The sequence below is a fragment of the Bradyrhizobium sp. HKCCYLS2038 genome (genome assembly GCF_051167655.1).
Classification (GTDB): domain Bacteria; phylum Pseudomonadota; class Alphaproteobacteria; order Rhizobiales; family Xanthobacteraceae; genus Bradyrhizobium.
In genome coordinates, this window is record NZ_JBNPTM010000003.1 from 276,667 (window position 1) to 293,395 (window position 16,729).

The 16,729-nt window shown below is 64.2% G+C and carries 14 protein-coding genes; 6 read left to right on the plus strand and 8 right to left on the minus strand.

Going from position 1 to position 16,729, the window contains the following annotated elements:
- Positions 1–43: 43 nt before the first annotated feature.
- Positions 44–211: a hypothetical protein gene (locus tag ACQR1I_RS15000; RefSeq protein WP_434867171.1), complete on the minus strand. Its 168-nt coding sequence runs from the start codon at positions 209–211 to the stop codon at positions 44–46.
- A gap of 21 nt (positions 212–232) precedes the next feature.
- Complete coding sequence (locus ACQR1I_RS15005) at positions 233–454, minus strand: DUF6894 family protein (RefSeq protein WP_434867170.1); 222 nt, start codon at positions 452–454, stop codon at positions 233–235.
- A gap of 207 nt (positions 455–661) precedes the next feature.
- Here ACQR1I_RS15005 and ACQR1I_RS15010 point away from each other — a divergent pair, with 207 nt between their 5' ends.
- Complete coding sequence (locus ACQR1I_RS15010; protein ID WP_434867436.1) at positions 662–1,675, plus strand: SDR family oxidoreductase; 1,014 nt, start codon at positions 662–664, stop codon at positions 1,673–1,675.
- A 16-nt stretch (positions 1,676–1,691) separates the two neighbouring features.
- On the opposite strand, the gene ACQR1I_RS15015 is transcribed toward ACQR1I_RS15010, so the two are convergent.
- Both ACQR1I_RS15015 and ACQR1I_RS15020 read right to left on the minus strand, forming a co-directional pair.
- Positions 1,692–1,823, minus strand: a complete 132-nt coding sequence (locus ACQR1I_RS15015; protein WP_434867169.1) for a hypothetical protein — start codon at positions 1,821–1,823, stop codon at positions 1,692–1,694.
- Positions 1,824–1,858: 35 nt separating this feature from the next.
- Positions 1,859–2,041: a hypothetical protein gene (locus ACQR1I_RS15020; protein WP_434867168.1), complete on the minus strand. Its 183-nt coding sequence runs from the start codon at positions 2,039–2,041 to the stop codon at positions 1,859–1,861.
- 699 nt (positions 2,042–2,740) lie between these two features.
- On the opposite strand from ACQR1I_RS15020, the gene ACQR1I_RS15025 reads away from it, so the two are divergent.
- Both ACQR1I_RS15025 and ACQR1I_RS15030 read left to right on the plus strand, forming a co-directional pair.
- Positions 2,741–9,040 (plus strand): HAMP domain-containing protein, encoded by a 6,300-nt coding sequence (locus ACQR1I_RS15025; RefSeq protein WP_434867167.1) that lies wholly within the window; start codon positions 2,741–2,743, stop codon positions 9,038–9,040.
- Between the two features lie 13 nt (positions 9,041–9,053).
- Entirely contained in the window at positions 9,054–10,544 is a 1,491-nt protein-coding gene (locus tag ACQR1I_RS15030) for an HWE histidine kinase domain-containing protein (RefSeq protein WP_434867166.1), read from the plus strand.
- A gap of 9 nt (positions 10,545–10,553) precedes the next feature.
- Here ACQR1I_RS15030 and ACQR1I_RS15035 read toward each other — a convergent pair whose 3' ends face one another.
- Positions 10,554–12,839 (minus strand): FdhF/YdeP family oxidoreductase, encoded by a 2,286-nt coding sequence (locus tag ACQR1I_RS15035; RefSeq protein WP_434867165.1) that lies wholly within the window; start codon positions 12,837–12,839, stop codon positions 10,554–10,556.
- A 281-nt stretch (positions 12,840–13,120) separates the two neighbouring features.
- Positions 13,121–13,681, minus strand: a complete 561-nt coding sequence (locus ACQR1I_RS15040) for a type 1 glutamine amidotransferase domain-containing protein (RefSeq protein WP_434867435.1) — start codon at positions 13,679–13,681, stop codon at positions 13,121–13,123.
- Positions 13,682–13,938: 257 nt separating this feature from the next.
- Here ACQR1I_RS15040 and ACQR1I_RS15045 point away from each other — a divergent pair, with 257 nt between their 5' ends.
- A complete protein-coding gene (locus tag ACQR1I_RS15045; RefSeq protein WP_434867164.1) occupies positions 13,939–14,190 on the plus strand; it encodes a hypothetical protein in 252 nt (83 codons plus the stop codon).
- Positions 14,191–14,266: 76 nt separating this feature from the next.
- Here ACQR1I_RS15045 and ACQR1I_RS15050 read toward each other — a convergent pair whose 3' ends face one another.
- The gene (locus ACQR1I_RS15050) at positions 14,267–14,497 is read right to left on the minus strand and encodes a hypothetical protein (protein ID WP_434867163.1); all 231 of its coding nucleotides are present in this window, start codon (positions 14,495–14,497) and stop codon (positions 14,267–14,269) included.
- A 104-nt stretch (positions 14,498–14,601) separates the two neighbouring features.
- Between ACQR1I_RS15050 and ACQR1I_RS15055 the strand changes: the two genes are divergently transcribed.
- On the plus strand, positions 14,602–14,793 hold the full coding sequence (locus ACQR1I_RS15055) for a DUF3072 domain-containing protein (protein WP_434867162.1): 192 nt from the start codon (positions 14,602–14,604) through the stop codon (positions 14,791–14,793).
- Between the two features lie 106 nt (positions 14,794–14,899).
- A complete protein-coding gene (locus ACQR1I_RS15060) occupies positions 14,900–15,187 on the plus strand; it encodes a hypothetical protein (RefSeq protein WP_434867161.1) in 288 nt (95 codons plus the stop codon).
- Between the two features lie 19 nt (positions 15,188–15,206).
- Here the strand turns inward: ACQR1I_RS15060 and ACQR1I_RS15065 are convergent, their stop codons facing one another.
- On the minus strand, positions 15,207–16,571 hold the full coding sequence (locus ACQR1I_RS15065; RefSeq protein ID WP_434867160.1) for a glycoside hydrolase family 3 N-terminal domain-containing protein: 1,365 nt from the start codon (positions 16,569–16,571) through the stop codon (positions 15,207–15,209).
- Positions 16,572–16,729: the final 158 nt, after the last annotated feature.

The following is a 16,729-nucleotide window of genomic DNA, read 5'->3' on the forward strand; positions in this document are numbered from 1 at the left end:
ACGTGCTGCCCGGCTGTGACGTTCCCCAGCCATCGGCCCTTAGTCACTCGGATCGGGACCGGTCATCGCTCTTCCGTTCCGGATGTCGCGTCGCCTCGTGGGTGGGCGATTGGGGAGACGTCGTCTGATGGACCTGCTGCGCACGTTCCTTGTCGGCCGGCTGTTCCTCGCCGCGTTCCGTCCTCACGATGCCCTGGCTATCCTTGGTCATTCGCCTCTCCTCTCATGCTTGCTAGTGAAGCACGTCGAGCGGGACACGGCAGATCTCGTCTCCCTCCTCGTTTGTGACCAGTACAACGTAGTTCCGGTGACGAAGCTCGGGATGATCCGCGATCAGTTGCCGCGCGATCACATCGGCCGAGTCCATGGCCTCGACATCGCCAGGCAGCTCGACATAGCGTTCGGCCGCGATCGGCTCACTGTTCGTCAAATCAAAGTGATAGAACGGCATCATCCTGCTCGGTCCTTGCGACGCGCCTGAAGCCACGCCGCGTTTGTCATGTACGCTCTGACACGACGCACGCATCGGGCCTTCGTTCCGCGGCAGACCAGGCAGAGCCAATCGGCCGCAGGACAGGAGTTGATCAGCATTTTATTTGCGGCAAAACGGACCATTGGCAGTCGTTGCTGGTTGGTGACCACACTCAACAGGAGCAACTGCATGGCAGACGATCAAAAGTCCTCAATGTCCCGCCGCCGGATGGTCGGGGCGACTGCGACACTCGCGGCTGCTTCATTGACTGCAGCAGCAGCGAAAGGACGCGAGACGATGGCTGGCGATTCCGAACACAGCGCAGGGTTGGTCGACCCGACGGACAATTATCCAAAGCCGCCGTTCGAACGGCAGTCCCAGCCATGGCCCGGCCTGGCGAGCAAGATGTCACCGCGTCCTGACCACGGCGAGACCAGCTACAGGGGTTCCGGGCGCCTTGCAGGGCGCAAGGCGCTGATCACCGGCGGCGACTCCGGAATGGGGCGTGCAGCAGCCATCGCCTATGCGCGCGAAGGCGCCGACGTCGCGATCAACTACTTGCCCAGCGAAGAGCCGGATGCGCAGGAAGTGGTCGCCCTGATCAAGGAAGAAGGCCGGAAGGCGATCGCTCTCCCGGGCGATCTCCGCGACGAACGCTTCTGCGAGCAGTTGGTCCAGCAGGCGGTCGATGCGCTGGGCGGACTGGACATCGTCGTCAACAATGCCGCACGCCAGCAGACGCGCAAGTCCATCCTCGATGTCTCCTCGGAGGATTTCGACGCGACGATGAAGACCAACATCTATGCCCCGTTCTGGATCATCAAGGCTGCCCTGCCTCACCTCAAGCCCGGCTCGGCGATCATCGGCACCTCGTCGGAGCAGGCCTACGATCCGTCGCCTGACCTGTACGACTACGCTCAAACCAAGGCTGCCACGATGAACTACGTGAAGTCGCTGGCCAAGCAGCTCGGACCCAAGGGCATCCGGGTCAACGCGGTCGCGCCTGGCCCGATCTGGACCCCGTTGCAGGTGTCCGGGGGAGCGACAATGGACAAGCTGGAGAAATTCGGTGGGCAGACGCCGCTCGGCCGCCCCGGTCAGCCAGCCGAGCTGGGCTCGATCTACGTGCAGTTGGCTGCCGCAGATGCCAGCTATGCCAACGGTCAGGTCTACGGGTCATCGGGAGGCTCGGGGCAGCCGTGAGGCTGCCCTTGCCTCATCAGATATGAGTCACGGGTTGAGGCAGCGAATAGGCCTCGGTATGGACCTGACGGATCGTCGTAAACGCTGCGACCGCCGAAGCCACGCTGAAAGCGGTCAGCAGTGCGATGAGTACGGTACGAGGCGCCATCGGGAAATCCTCCTGTCGCTTGTCTAGTCGCAAACTCAGTCCAGCCTTCTCTTCGCTACGGGCGTAACTTCGCCGTCGAGCCAGTCCTGCTCGAGGGCCAGTGCGCGCCAGCCTTGGGCCATCCGCGTGAAGCGTCGGAATGCCGGATCTCCCCCTGCTCGCTCGGCGAGTTGAAGGCAGTTCTCGGCGTTCTCTCTGAAGATGTCTGACTGTTTCATCTTCTCTAGCTGGGCAGCAAGCGGAGAAGCCGCAACCGCGTTACGCGATATTAATGTGCTCGGGAACCTGCGCGCTGTACCGCCGCCACTTCGAGCCTGATGAGCTCAGGCAGTTGGTCGAGACTGCGCAGGCTGACATGCGGACGGAGCAACTCGACGTAAGGAGCGCTCTCGTAACGAAATAGTAACGGCCGTGTATTGCTCTCGGGCATCTTGTCCCTGCCCTGATCCCCATTGTTGTCGCGACCTCCGGATCAAGAGGTGCCGCTACCACTCGGATTCTGACTGGCGGTTCCGGGGGGCGGTGCAGCCCGCGGATCGCGCCGAACTCGCGGCCGGATCGCCCGTCACGGATCCTGGCCCGCTCGGTCCCCCTGATTGGGCCAGCGCCGCCGCAGGTGTCAGAACCAGGAACACCGCAAGACAGCCTCCTAGTTGTTGTTTCATGAGCTTCTCCTCACCGGAAACAAGCCGGTTCTTCCGCCGCCGTTCCTACAGTTGCCGGCGTCCCAAGCCGCGGGGAAAGATTTTTGGAACTATTTTCCCGCGTCGATGTTGAGCCGCTTGTGCCAGCTACGAGCGGTTCCATTCGCAAGGAAACACGGCATTCGGCTTGATTTGAGTAGTAGGCGCGGCTTCTATGCCCGCGACTCGTAAGACTCAGATCTTGCCGGCAGACATTCTGCCTGGGGGAACTTGATGAGCGATCTCGACACGGCTGCCGGTTCGATTCCTGCTCGGCAGGGCTTCAGTCGGAATGGCAATGGAACCGAAACGCCCGACGCCAGCCAGGACCTTCTGCGCGCGCTTCAGGCCATGCGCTCAGGCGACTTTTCAGTCCGCATGGGCGGCGACTATCTTGGCATTGAGGGAAAGATCGCCGATACGTTCAACGAGATCATCGCCGCCAATCAGCGCATGGCTCAGCAGCTCGAACGCGTCGGCCAGGTCGTCGGTCGCGAAGGCAAGACGCGGCAACGCGTCAGGTTCGGCATCGCAAGCGGATCATGGGCCGACATGGAGAGCTCGATCAACACGCTGATCGATGACCTCCTATGGCCGACCCGCGAGGTGACCCGCGCCGTGGCCGCGGTCGCCCAGGGCGATCTGTTGCAGACGGTGAAGCTCGACGTCGACGGCCGGCCGCTGGGTGGCGAGTTCCTTCAATCCGCCACCATCGTCAACACGATGATCAAGCAACTGAGCGTGTTCACCTCGGAGGTGACGCGCGTGGCGCGCGAGGTCGGCACCGAGGGCAAGCTCGGCGGCCAAGCCCAGGTGCCCGAAGTGACCGGGGTCTGGAAGGATTTGACCGAGAGCGTCAATTCCATGGCCAACAATCTGACGGGCCAGGTCCGCAACATCGCGGAAGTGACGATCGCTGTCGCCAATGGCGACCTCTCCAAGAAGATCACCGTCGACGTCCGCGGTGAGATCCTGCAGCTCAAGGAAGCCATCAACACGATGGTCGATCAGTTGCGCTCGTTCGCCTCGGAAGTGACACGCGTGGCCCGCGAGGTCGGAACCGACGGCAAGCTGGGTGGTCAGGCCATCGTTCCCGGCGTCGCCGGCACCTGGAAGGATCTGACCGACTCGGTCAACGCGATGTGCGGCAATCTGACTGCACAGGTCCGCAACATCGCGAACGTCACGACCGCGGTGGCGCGCGGCGACCTGTCGCGCAAGATCACGGTCGACGTCCGCGGCGAGATCCTGGAGCTCAAGGACACCATCAACACGATGGTCGATCAGCTCAACGCGTTCGCGTCAGAGGTGACGCGCGTCGCGCGCGAGGTCGGCACCGAAGGCAAGCTCGGCGGTCAGGCCAAGGTGCCCGGCGTCGCCGGCACCTGGAAGGACCTGACCGACAACGTCAACTTCATGGCCTCGAACCTGACGGCACAGGTCCGCAACATCGCCGACGTGGCGACTGCGATTGCCAGCGGCGATCTGTCGAAGAAGATCACGGTGAACGTGTCCGGCGAGATCCTTCAGTTGAAGGAAACCCTGAACACGATGGTCGACCAGCTCAACGCCTTTGCCGGCGAAGTGACGCGCGTGGCGCGTGAGGTCGGCACCGACGGGAGGCTCGGCGGCCAGGCCAACGTGCTCGGCGTCGCCGGGACCTGGAAGGACCTCACCGAGAGCGTCAACTCGATGGCGTCGAACCTTACGGCGCAGGTCCGCAACATCGCCGAAGTGACGACTGCGGTGGCCAACGGCGACCTCTCCAAGAAGATCACCGTCGACGTGCGCGGCGAGATCCTGGAGCTGAAGGACACCATCAACACGATGGTCGATCAGCTCAACGCCTTCGCCGGCGAAGTCACCCGCGTCGCGCGCGAGGTCGGCACCGAGGGCAAGCTCGGCGGCCAGGCCATGGTGCGCGGCGTGGCCGGCACCTGGAAGGACTTGACCGACAGTGTCAACTCGATGGCCTCGAACCTGACCGGGCAGGTCCGCAACATCGCCGAGGTCGCGACCGCTGTCGCCAAGGGCGACCTGTCGAAGAAGATCACGGTCAACGTGTCGGGCGAGATCCTTCAATTGAAGGAAACGCTGAACACGATGGTTGACCAGCTCAACGCTTTCGCCGGCGAAGTCACGCGCGTCGCGCGCGAGGTCGGCACCGACGGCAAGCTCGGCGGCCAGGCCGAGGTGCCCGGCGTCGCCGGCACCTGGAAGGACCTCACCGACAGCGTCAACTCGATGGCCGGCAATCTGACCGCGCAGGTCCGCAACATCGCGGAAGTGGCAACCGCCATCGCCGGCGGCGACCTGTCGCGCAAGATCACGGTCGACGTGCGCGGCGAAATTCTGAGCCTGAAGGAAACGCTGAACACGATGGTGGATCAGCTGAACCGCTTCGCCGGCGAGGTGACGCGCGTCGCGCGCGAGGTCGGTACCGAGGGCCGGCTCGGCGGCCAGGCCAACGTGCCCGGCGTCGCCGGCACCTGGAAGGATCTCACCGACAGCGTCAACTCGATGGCCGGCAATCTGACCGCGCAGGTCCGCAACATCGCCGAGGTGACCACGGCCGTGGCGCGCGGCGACCTGTCGCGCAAGATCACCGTCGACGTGAAGGGCGAGATCCTCGAACTGAAGAACACCATCAACACGATGGTCGATCAGCTCAACGCCTTCGCCTCCGAGGTGACGCGCGTCGCGCGCGAGGTCGGCACCGAAGGCAAGCTCGGCGGCCAGGCGCAGGTGCCGGAAGTTGCGGGCACCTGGAAGGACCTGACCGACAGCGTCAACTTCATGGCTTCCAACCTGACCGCGCAGGTTCGCAACATCGCCGAGGTCGCCACCGCGATCGCCGGCGGCGATTTGTCGAAGAAGATCACGGTCGACGTGCGCGGCGAGATCCTACTGCTCAAGGATACCCTCAACACGATGGTCGAGCAGCTTCGATCGTTCGCCGCCGAAGTGACGCGTGTGGCGCGCGAGGTCGGCACCGAGGGCCGGCTCGGCGGCCAGGCCGTGGTCCCCGGTGTCGGCGGCACCTGGAAGGACCTCACCGACAACGTCAACCTGCTCGCCGCCAACCTGACCACGCAGGTCCGCAACATCGCCGAGGTGACCACGGCCGTCGCGCGCGGCGACCTGTCACGCAAGATCACCGTTGACGTGAAGGGCGAGATCCTCGAGCTGAAGAACACCATCAATACGATGGTCGATCAGCTCAACGCCTTCGCCGGCGAGGTGACGCGCGTCGCGCGCGAGGTCGGCACCGAGGGCAAGCTCGGCGGCCAGGCTCAAGTGCCTGGCGTGGCCGGCACTTGGAAGGATCTCACCGACACCGTCAACTTCATGGCCGCCAATCTGACCGAGCAGGTGCGCGGCATCGTGAAGGTCGTCACCGCCGTTGCCAACGGCGATCTGAAGCAGAACCTCACCGTGAAATCGAAGGGCGAGGTCGCAGCACTCGCCGAGACCATCAACAACATGACCGAGACGCTCGCGACCTTCGCCGATCAGGTCACCAGCGTCGCCCGCGAGGTCGGCGTGGAGGGCCGGCTCGGCGGACAGGCCAACGTGCCCGGCGCGGCCGGCACCTGGAAGGATCTGACCGGCAACGTCAACCTGCTCGCCGCCAACCTGACATCGCAGGTCCGCGCCATCGCCGAGGTCGCCACCGCCGTGACCAAGGGCGATCTCACCCGCAGCATTCAGGTCGATGCGCGCGGCGAGGTCGCCGAGCTCAAGGACAACATCAACACGATGATCACCAACCTGCGGCTCACCACCGACCTCAACACCGAGCAGGACTGGCTGAAGACGAACCTCGCCCGTTTCACCAACATGTTGCAGGGCCAGCGCGATCTGACCACCGTCGGCCGCCTGCTGCTGAGCGAGCTGACGCCGCTGGTGAATGCGCATCGCGGCGTGATCTACCAGGTCGAGAACGAGTATACGCCGCAGCTGCGCCTGCTCGCCTCCTACGCCAATGACGGTGTCTATCCGCATCGCCAGCTGGTCCAGTTCGGCGAGGGGTTGATCGGCCAATGCGCGATCGACAAGCGCCAGCGGCTGATCTCGGAGATTCCGTCCGACGTCATTCCGGTGGGATCCGCCCTGCTCCGCGCCGTACCGAAGAACCTCGTGGTGCTGCCGGTGCTGTTCGAAAGCCAGGTGAAAGCCGTGATCGAGCTCGCCTCGCTCAGTCCGTTCACGACCTCACAGATGACGTTCCTCGACCAGCTCACCGACTCCATCGGCATCGTACTGAACTCGATCGAAGCGACGATGCAGACCGAGGGTCTGCTGAAGCAGTCGCAGCAGCTTGCCGCGGAGCTGCAGGCGCAGCAGCGCGAGCTGCAGCAGACCAATGAGCAGCTCGAACAGAAGGCGCAGCAGCTGGCCGAGCGCAACGTCGAGGTCGAGCGCAAGAACCAGGAGATTGAGCAGGCCCGCCGCGCGCTCGAGGAAAAGGCGACCGAGCTCGCGCTGACGTCCAAGTACAAATCCGAGTTCCTGGCGAACATGTCGCACGAGCTGCGGACGCCGCTCAACTCCATCCTGATCCTGGGCCAGCAGCTCACCGAGAACCCGGATGGCAACCTCAGCCTCAAGCAGGTCGAATTTGCCCGCACGATCCACGGCGCCGGCACCGACCTGCTCAATTTGATCAGCGACATTCTCGACCTCTCCAAGATCGAATCCGGCACCGTGACGGTGGATGCCGAGGAGATCCTGACCGCGAACCTGCTCGAGACGGTCGGACGCCCGTTCCGGCACGAAGCCGAGAACCGGCTACTCTCGTTCAACATCGACGTAGACCCGAACCTTGCGCGGAGCATCGTCACCGACTCCAAGCGCCTGCAGCAGGTGCTCAAGAACCTGTTGTCGAACGCTTTCAAGTTCACCGCGGAAGGCGGCGTCCGCCTGAAGGTGTCCGCTGCCCTCGGCGGCTGGAGCACCGAACATCCGGTGCTCAACAGCGCACCCGCCGTCATCGCGTTCGAGGTCGCCGACACCGGCATCGGCATTCCCCAGGACAAGCAGAAGCTGATCTTCGAAGCCTTCCAGCAGGCGGATGCCGGCACCAGCCGCAAATATGGCGGCACCGGACTGGGGCTCGCCATCAGCCGCGAGCTCGCGAACCTGCTCGGCGGCGAGATCCATCTGCGCAGCGCCCCCGGCAAGGGCAGCACGTTCACGCTCTATCTGCCGCTGAAATATTCCGGTCCCACAGTCGCCCCCCGCGTGAGCTCCGCTCCGCCGGTTCAATACACCCCGCCGCTGCTGCCGGCGCCGCCGCAGACGGTGCCCGACCGCGTCGTCGAGCAGCTGGCCGACGACCGGTTGAACCTCGCGCCCGGCGACACGATCCTGCTGATCGTCGAGGACGATCCGCATTATGCCCGCGTGCTGGTCGATCTCGCGCGCGACAAGGGGTTCAAGATCCTCGTCGCCAACCGTGGCGCGGAAGCGCTCGAACTGGCCAAACAGTATCAGCCGGCGGCGATCTCGCTCGATGTGTTCCTGCCGGACATGCTCGGCTGGACTGTCCTCAGCCAGCTCAAGCACAATCCGCTGACGCGGCACATTCCGGTGCAGATCATCACGCTGGACGAAGACCGCCAGCATGCGCTGGCGCGCGGCGCATTCTCGTTCGTCAGCAAGCCGACCACCACCGAGGGCGTCAGCGCTGCGCTGTCACAGATCAAGGAATACGCCAAGCCGCGCCGCAAGCGGTTGCTGATCGTGGAGGACAACGCCGCCGAGCAGCTCAGCATCCGCCAGTTGCTCGACCACGACGACATCGAGATCCTCACCGCGGAAACCGGCGCCGGCGCGCTCGATGCCTTGCGCAGCATGCCCTATGACTGCATCGTGCTCGACCTGCGACTGCCCGACATGAGCGGCTTCGATGTGCTGGAACAGTTGCGGTCCGATGAGTCGCTGTCGAGCGTTCCCGTCGTCGTCTTCACCGGGCGCGAATTGTCCGCCGAAGAGGATGCGGAGCTGCACACGATGGCGCGCAGCATCGTCGTCAAGGGCGTCGAATCTCCGGAACGTCTGCTCGACGAGACGGCGCTGTTCCTTCACCGCGTCATCACGGAACTACCGATCGAAAAGCAACGCATGCTGGAGAAGCTGAATAGTTCCGATGAGGACCTGATCGGCAAGACCGTGCTGCTGGTCGACGACGATGCCCGCAACATCTTCGCGCTGTCCAGCGTGCTGGAACGGCGCGGCATGAAGGTTCTGACAGCGACGACCGGAGCCGAGGCGATCGAACTCGTGCAGCACACCCCTGCGATTTCGCTCGTGCTGATGGACATCATGATGCCGCAGATGGATGGTTACCAGACCATCGGCGTCATCCGGCAGAACCCTGCCCTCGCCCGTCTCCCGATCATCGCGCTGACCGCGAAGGCCATGAAGGGAGACCGTGAGAAGTGCCTCGAAGCCGGCGCTTCCGATTATCTCGCAAAACCCGTCAACACCGAGCAGCTGCTCCTTGCGATCCGCATGTGGCTGCACCGCTGAACGGCTCATCATCATGGAACATCAGAAGGTCAACATTCTCCTGGTGGACGACCAGCCCGCTAAGCTGCTGGCCTATGAAGTCATCCTGAAGGAACTCGGCGAAACGCTGGTGGTTGCCACCTCCGGCCGCGAGGCACTGGAGATTCTGCTGAAGAACGAGATCGCGGTGATCCTCGTCGACGTCTGCATGCCCGAGCTCGACGGCTTCGAGCTGGCGCAGATGATCCGCGAGCATCCGCGGTTTCAGAAGATCGCCATCATCTTCATCTCGGCCGTGCAGGTGAGCGATTTCGATCGGTTGCGCGGCTACGAGATGGGCGCCGTCGACTACGTGCCCGTCCCCGTCGTGCCGGAGGTCCTGCGCGCGAAGATCAAGGTCTTCACCGAGCTCTATCGCAAGACGCGCGAGCTCGAGCATCTCAACCTCGAGCTCGAAGACCGGGTGCGCGCGCGCACCGCGGAACTCGAGCGCTCGACCGCCAAGCTGGTGGAAAGCGAGCAGCGACGCAGCATGGCGATTGCGGCCGGGCGGATGGGCTCGTGGGATTGGGACGGTGTCAACGGCGACTGGATGTGGGATGAGGGGCAGTACCGCATCTTCGGAGTCTCGCCCCAGAGCTTCGAGCTGAACGGCGTGAACATCATGGGTCTGCTGCACCCCGACGATGCCGAACGTGCGCGCCGCCTTCTCACCGAATTCGGCCGCGGCATCACCTCCTACGAAGCCGAATTCCGCATCGTACGTCCGGACGGCGAGGAACGCTGGTGCGTCGGCACGGCAGCGGCTACTACCGACAAGGCGGGCCGTGTGGTCCGCGTCAGCGGCGTCACGATCGACATCACCGAGCGCAAGCGCGCCGAGGAACGCCAGAACCTGCTGACGCGCGAGGTCGATCATCGCGCCAAGAACGCGCTGACGCTTGCCCAGTCGATCGTGCGCCTGACCAAGGCCGACAGCGTCCAGACCTATGTCAGCGCCGTCGAGGGCCGCATTAGCGCGCTCGCGCGCGTTCACACCATCCTGTCATTGTCGAGCTGGCAGGGTGCCGAGATGAGCCGGCTCGTCTCAGAGGAGCTGGCGCCCTACGCGAGCAGCGGCCAAATCGCGTTTGGCGGCGCGGAGCTGCAGCTGGAACCGGCAACGGCGCAGACCCTGGCGCTCGCTCTGCATGAACTGGTGACCAACTCGGCCAAATATGGCGCGCTGTCGGTCCGCTCGGGTCACCTGTCGGTGACATGGGGCGTGGAGCAAGACCGGCTCGATTTGACCTGGATCGAAACCGGCGGACCGCTGGTGCGGGTGCCGACCTCCCGGGGGTTCGGAACCCGCAGCCTGATGGCCAGCGTCGAAAGCCAACTCGGCGGTCGCGCCTCGTTCGACTGGCGGCCGGAAGGACTGGTCTGCCATCTGGTCGTTCCGCTTCGCCCCGGGGCGACGCCGCCGGAGGTCACCAGCTCCTTCGTCGAGGCGGCGCCCAATGAAGCGCGCCGCGCCGCCGGCTGAGGATTGCGCTCAGGCGCCCTGCTCGCGCGTGATCCGCACCGGCACCGATTTGGCGGCCGGCACCTTGCTGCCTTCAGCATAGTGCCACAGCGGGATCAGGTTGTTGCACTCCGGGTAGTAGGCCGCAATGCTGTTGCGCGGAATGTCGAACGCCACCGCCTGCAAGCCGCCGAGCGAGCGCTCGACGCCGTCATCGGCAACCGTCGACAATCGGATCAGGTCTCCCGGCGCGATGCCGAGGTCCGTCATGTCTCCAGCATGCATGAAGACGACCAGGCGGCCACCGCTCACGCCGCGGAAGCGATCATCCTCGTTGTAGATGGTCGTGTTGAACTGTCCGTCGGCGCGCAGGGTCATCAGCTGGAACACGCCGTCGCCCTGCTGCGGCGGATTGAGCGCCGCCTTGGGCACGGTGAAGTTGGCCTTGCCGGTCGAGGTCTTCCATTTGCGCTCGCGCGCGCCGAGCGGGCGGGCAAAGCCGCCAGGCTGAAACAGCCGCTTGTTGAAATCCTTGAACTGATCAGGATAGGTGCGCTCGATTGCGTCCCTGACGAGTGCATAATTGCCGACCCAGGCATCCCAGTCGACCCGCGGGTTCGGTTGCAGTGTGGCCTTGGCCAGTCCGGCCACGATCGCTGCCTCCGACAGCAGACCTTCGGCGACGGGTTGGCGCTGGCCGCGCGAGCCGTGGATGCAGGCGGTGGAATCCTCCATCGCCACAGCCTGCTCGCCGCTCGCCTGCCGGTCGATCTCGATTCGACCGAGGCATGGCAGCAGATAAGTCACCTCTCCGGGCACGAGATGGGTGCGGTTGAGCTTGGTTGCGATCTGCACCGAGAGCCGCAGCTTCGACCAGGCCGGCTCCATCAACGAGCGCTCCGGCACGGCGCGCAGGAAATTTCCACCGAGGCTGACGAAGCCCTTCACACTGCCTTTGATGATCGCCTCGCAGGCATCGACTGTTGTGAGGCCGTCCTGGCGCGGCGGCTCGAATGCATAGAGCTCCGCGAGCCGATCGAGTGGCACCAGCTTGATCTTCTCGGAAATCCCGACGGTCCGTTGCCCCTGGACGTTGGAATGGCCGCGCACCGGCGAGATGCCCGCGCCGGGCTTGCCGATGTTTCCGCGCAGTAGCAGCAGGTTCACGATCATCTTCGCGGTCTCGACGCCGTGGCGATGCTGCGTGATTCCCATTCCGTAGTTGGCGATCACCGCATGCGCCGACGCATAGACCTTTGCAGCCTCCAGAAGGGCTGCCCGGTTGAGGCCTGAGGCCGTCTCGATGTCGTCCCAAGAGGCCTGTCGGCAATATTGCGCGAACGCCTCGAAGCCATGCGTATGCTGCTCGACGAAAGCCACATCGATCACGCGCGGCCGCTTCGTTGCGACTGCGGCGTCGTCCGCCTCGATCACGGCCTTGCAGAGGCCCAGCAGCGCGGCGGCGTCACCGCCGACCCTGAGCTGATGATACTGCGTGCTGATCCGCGTGCCGCCGGTCAGCACCATCTCGATCGGATTCTGCGGATTGGTGAACCGCTCCAGGCCGCGCTCGCGAAGGGGATTGAAGGTGATGATGGGAACGCCGCGTTGCGCCGCCCGCTGCAGCGGGTGCAGCATGCGCGGCGAATTGGTCGTCGTGTTCTGGCCGAAGAAGAAGATGCAGTCGGTCTCGTCGAAATCCTCCAGCAGCACCGTCCCGACGGGCACGCCGATTACCTCAGGCAGCGCGACCGACGTCGATTCGTGGCACATGTTGGAGCTGTCGGGAAAATTGTTGGTGCCGTACATGCGACCGAACAGCTGGTACATATAGCTGGTTTCGAGCGAGGCGCGCCCGGACGTGTACATAACCACCGCGCGCGGATCGAGCTTCCTCAGCTCACCGCCGATCTCGGCGAAGGCCTGGTCCCACGTCACCGCAACATAGCGGTCCGTGGCTTGGTCGTAGCGCATCGGATGCGTCAGGCGCCCCTGCTCTTCGAGCTGATGGTCCGACCAGCTCCGTAGCTCGCTCAGCGCATGCTGCGCGAAGAACTGCGGGCCGACCGTCTTGCCGGTGATCTCCCAGGCCGTCGCCTTGGCGCCGTTTTCGCAGAATTCGAACGGATGCGGCTTGGCCGGCTTGGCCCAGGAGCAGCTCACGCACATGAAGCCGCCCGGCTTGTTCTGCTTGAGCAGAATCTCGCTGCCGAGCAGCGTGACCTCCTCCTGCGTCAGGATGCTCGCGACGGCTTGCACCGAGCCCCATCCGCCGGCAGGCCCCGTATAGTCCTGGATCTTCGCCTTCTCGCTCACGCCACATCTCCGCGGTCGGGAAAACCGGCCAACCCGGGATGTCACTGCAAGTTCCGTCTCCTCACGGGAGCTTGCGATGGAGGGGCGCATCGCTTAGCCCACGTGCAATTTTAGGAACGACGCGGCCCATTGGACGTCTTCCATGGGCCTTCGGCGGCGTTCCCCCATCTCGCTGGAGGCACTCCGTGTGGACTGCGGCCCAGCGTTCGACCCCTCGGGCGCTGGGCACGTCGTTGCGGAGTAGCCGGGCATGGCCCGGCTCTCCTCGCCCTGCGCTGGCGTTACGCCGCGCTGCGCCTGACGTGCCGGCCCTCCTTGACTTCCTCGATGATCTTGGCGCTGAAGGCTTCCAGATCGCCGGGATTGCGCGAGGTGATCACGCCCTGATCAACCACAACCTCGGCGTCCTGCCACTCGGCACCGGCGTTGGCGACATCCGTCTTGATCGATTTATACGACGTCATCTTGCGCCCCTTCGCGATGCCGGTCTCGATCAGGAGCCAGGGCGCGTGGCACACGGCCGCGACGATCTTCTTGGCGTCGAAAATATCCTTGATGAACTTCAGAGCCTTCGGCTCCAGGCGAAGCAGGTCCGGGTTGATCTGTCCGCCAGGGAGCACGATCGCGTCGTAGTCGGATGCGGACGCCTGATCGAGCGTCTTGTCCACCTTCACGGGCCGTCCCCAATCCTTCTGATCCCAGCCCTTGATTTCGCCCGCGGCGAGCGACACGATCTCAACGGTTGCGCCAGCTTGCTTCAGGCGATCGCGCGGCACTTCGAGCTCGGATTGCTCGAACCCGTTGGTGGCGAGGATCGCGATCCTCTTTCCTTCGATGTCCATTGTCTTCTCCTGTCTGAATCGACACCGCGAGCAACCTTGCGCGCGCGGCCATCGTTCCCGCGACCAACCAAGACCGATCGTCACAACTGATCGACTGGCGGCTTCATCTCGCCATGGAACAGCAAACCGCGACTGCTGTTTGTATGGAGCGCGCAGCACTGCCCTCACGTCCATGACGCGAGCGAGGCCGGTGCTCCGTCGCGCGATGCGATCTGGAGCCCCACGTGCCTTACGCATTATTTGAGAATGACGAACAAATGACGCGGCCGTTTCGAACCGAGCGCGAGGTCTGGGAGGCGGCCGAGCAGGCCGACCTCGTCACGCTGGATGCGCATGGTGAGAAAGTTCTCGACAACAGTCTCGAGATCAAGCCGTGCGAAGCCACCCCGGACGAGCTCGCTGGCTCCGGACAAGACATCGTGATCCCGGAGGCACGCGATGCCGACGCGCTGCGCAGTTCGCAGCAAAACTCGCCGTCACGCGAGAAGAAGACGACGCTGACATCCTGATCAGCAGGGATTAACGGAGAGGCTCCCGCGCCGCTGACACCTCCCGCGACGCACTTCAGCCAGCGTCGAACACATCTCAGCCGTGTCTGGCAGACCTCCGACGCGTCATTCCCTCGGCACTTTCCAGCTTGAGCTGCTCACGTTGCTCTCGCAGGCCATCGAGCCTCGTCAGCATACGCTGCAGCAACGCCTGCGCCGCTTCCGTGGCAATCCCGGCGCGCTGCAATTGCACGATCTCACGCCGCTGCCGACCCACCTGGATACGCAACCGGTCGATTTCCGATCGAACGAAACTGAGGTCGTGCATGAAGCCCTCGCTGAGACCACGAAAACACCTTAGAACAAAATAGGAACATTTGGCAAGTCAGAAGTGTTCAAGGACAGCGAAATCGGCAGCCGCAGAGGTGGATCATGACAGAGAAGCTCGAAAAGGACCCCAGTGACTGGGTCTCGGGAGACGATCCGATGACGGACGCTCAAGCGTCTTACTTGAAGACCCTCAGTGAGCAGGCCGGCCGGCCCGATCCGACCGAGCGTGTGCGAAGCAAAGCGGAGGCATCCGAACTGATCGATGAGATGAGACGCGCCGCAGGATTGGACTGAGTTCCCCCACCTGATCGGTATTGCGATGCGCCGGCACTGACGCGCCTCGCTGTCGCGAATCACGACTCTGTCGTCTACTCTCTGCGGCCTTTCCCGGGGGTGCACCATGGTTGCGGACAGTGATAGCAAGGTTGCGTGGCACCGCGCTCAGCTCAAGAAGAACCGCGCGGCGCTGAAGCAGATCGAGACCACCCGTTTCACGGTCGGCGAGAGCGCGGACGCGAAGGCGATCGAGCGGACCAAGCGGCAGGTTGCCGAGCTTCAGCTCAAGATCCGGGAGTCGGAACAGGTCATCGGTGCGCACGACAAGCAGACACGGCGCCCACTGGCGACGGACCTTCGCAGTCTGTCCAACGTGGCCTGGCGCAACTGGACCGGCAACGGCCCACGCTGACATCAGAGGCGCTCCCTGCTCAATCGATCTTTCGACCTCCGGTCGGCGATTGCGCCGGCGTCACCGAGGCATTCGCCGCGAGCGGTCCATTGTCGCCAGCCATCCAGCGCGTGAGCCGGTCGTCGCTCCTGCGCAACGCGTCGAGGTCGATGCGCCCTTGCGCGAACGCCTGCTTGGCGCAGGCAAACGCGCGATGGAACTGCGTGCCGTCATACGCGACGAGCAACAGATCGGCGCCGCCGTTGAGCGCCTCGACGACCGCCTTGCAGAGGTCGCGGCCGTAGATTGCGCCCATGACGAGATCGTCGGTGATGATCACGCCCTGGTAGTTCCAGCGGCCACGGATGAGGCCGTCGAGCACCGCCTTGGAATGCGAAGCGGGCCGCTCCGGATCGATGGCGTCGACCATCACGTGACCGACCATCATCGCCGCGTGAGAGTTGTCGAGCACTTGGCGGAACGGCCGCCAGTCCGATTGGTCCAGCACGTCGGCCGGCGTCTCGAGCTGCGCGGAGAAATGATGGGTGTCAGCTTCGACCCGACCGAGACCCGGGAAGTGCTTGACCGCCGCATGAACACCGCTTGCTTCCAGGCCGCGGACATAGCCGAGCGCGATGTCGCCCACGACAGCCGGATCGTTGGAGATGGCACGCCGTCCAATCAAGGTGTGGAAGTCCATGCGGTTGCGCTTCCAGCGCGGACGCAGATCGACGACCGGCGCGAGGTTGAACGTGATGCCCGCCGCCGCCAACACCTGTCCCTGCGCGCGCCCCATCTCGAACGCGTCATGCTCACGACGCGTGGCGGGCACATCGGCCAACGTCGCAAGGCCAGGCATGTTCGGCAAGGTCGGAGACAGATGCGCGACCGTGCCGCCCTCCTGATCTGCCGACACCAATAGCGGCGGCAACCCCGCATTGCGGCGCTCGGCCTGCAAACGCGCGAGGTCGGCGCGCAGCTGCGCCTCGGTCCGGCCGCGCACGTTATGATGTGTCACATAGATGCCGGCGATCAGGCCCTGCCGCGCCAACGCCGCCGCCTCGTCCATCCCGGTGTAGCCGACGACGAAATGCCGCCCGAGCGCGCGCGCCACTTCGGGGGTGGTGCGGAACGTCTCATATGTCCTCCAGGCAAACATGAACTGCGTTGCCGTCAGCGCGATCAGCGGAATGCACCACGCCAGGGTCAGCATGCGGCCGCCGATTCCACGGTGCCAGCGCCCATTCAGCAGGAGCAGCAGCGGCGCAGCGAAGCCGACGACGAACAAGGCGGCGTGGCCAGGCCCGCGCAGGCGGACCAAATAGGGCTCGTTGCTGTTCAGCGTGACGAAAATGAAAACCAGAGCAAGGATCCAGAGGACGAGAGTCCTGATACGTCCGAGCATGTGTGCAGCCGATCATTGCTGGAGAGCGACGTCTCTCCCGTAACGCCGTCAATCTGCCTGCACCAGCTGCAGAATCGCGACTGCACAAAATCTGCAAACAAATCCTGAAATGCTGCAGAGCCCCTCGGGAGCCGCTGCAAGCTCCTGCGGCATGCTCG

What these genes read in the sequence shown, in the direction of transcription:
- ACQR1I_RS15045 (WP_434867164.1), top strand. Translation starts at nt 13,939, where the DNA reads ATGACGCGGCCGTTTCGAACCGAGCGCGAGGTCTGGGAGGCGGCCGAG.
- ACQR1I_RS15005 (WP_434867170.1), bottom strand. Translation starts at nt 454, where the DNA reads ATGATGCCGTTCTATCACTTTGATTTGACGAACAGTGAGCCGATCGCG.
- ACQR1I_RS15020 (WP_434867168.1), bottom strand. Translation starts at nt 2,041, where the DNA reads ATGAAACAGTCAGACATCTTCAGAGAGAACGCCGAGAACTGCCTTCAA.
- ACQR1I_RS15050 (WP_434867163.1), bottom strand. Translation starts at nt 14,497, where the DNA reads ATGCACGACCTCAGTTTCGTTCGATCGGAAATCGACCGGTTGCGTATC.
- ACQR1I_RS15065 (WP_434867160.1), bottom strand. Translation starts at nt 16,571, where the DNA reads ATGCTCGGACGTATCAGGACTCTCGTCCTCTGGATCCTTGCTCTGGTT.
- ACQR1I_RS15015 (WP_434867169.1), bottom strand. Translation starts at nt 1,823, where the DNA reads ATGGCGCCTCGTACCGTACTCATCGCACTGCTGACCGCTTTCAGCGTG.
- ACQR1I_RS15025 (WP_434867167.1), top strand. Translation starts at nt 2,741, where the DNA reads ATGAGCGATCTCGACACGGCTGCCGGTTCGATTCCTGCTCGGCAGGGC.
- ACQR1I_RS15040 (WP_434867435.1), bottom strand. Translation starts at nt 13,681, where the DNA reads ATGGACATCGAAGGAAAGAGGATCGCGATCCTCGCCACCAACGGGTTC.
- ACQR1I_RS15060 (WP_434867161.1), top strand. Translation starts at nt 14,900, where the DNA reads ATGGTTGCGGACAGTGATAGCAAGGTTGCGTGGCACCGCGCTCAGCTC.
- ACQR1I_RS15010 (WP_434867436.1), top strand. Translation starts at nt 662, where the DNA reads ATGGCAGACGATCAAAAGTCCTCAATGTCCCGCCGCCGGATGGTCGGG.
- ACQR1I_RS15055 (WP_434867162.1), top strand. Translation starts at nt 14,602, where the DNA reads ATGACAGAGAAGCTCGAAAAGGACCCCAGTGACTGGGTCTCGGGAGAC.
- ACQR1I_RS15030 (WP_434867166.1), top strand. Translation starts at nt 9,054, where the DNA reads ATGGAACATCAGAAGGTCAACATTCTCCTGGTGGACGACCAGCCCGCT.
- ACQR1I_RS15000 (WP_434867171.1), bottom strand. Translation starts at nt 211, where the DNA reads ATGACCAAGGATAGCCAGGGCATCGTGAGGACGGAACGCGGCGAGGAA.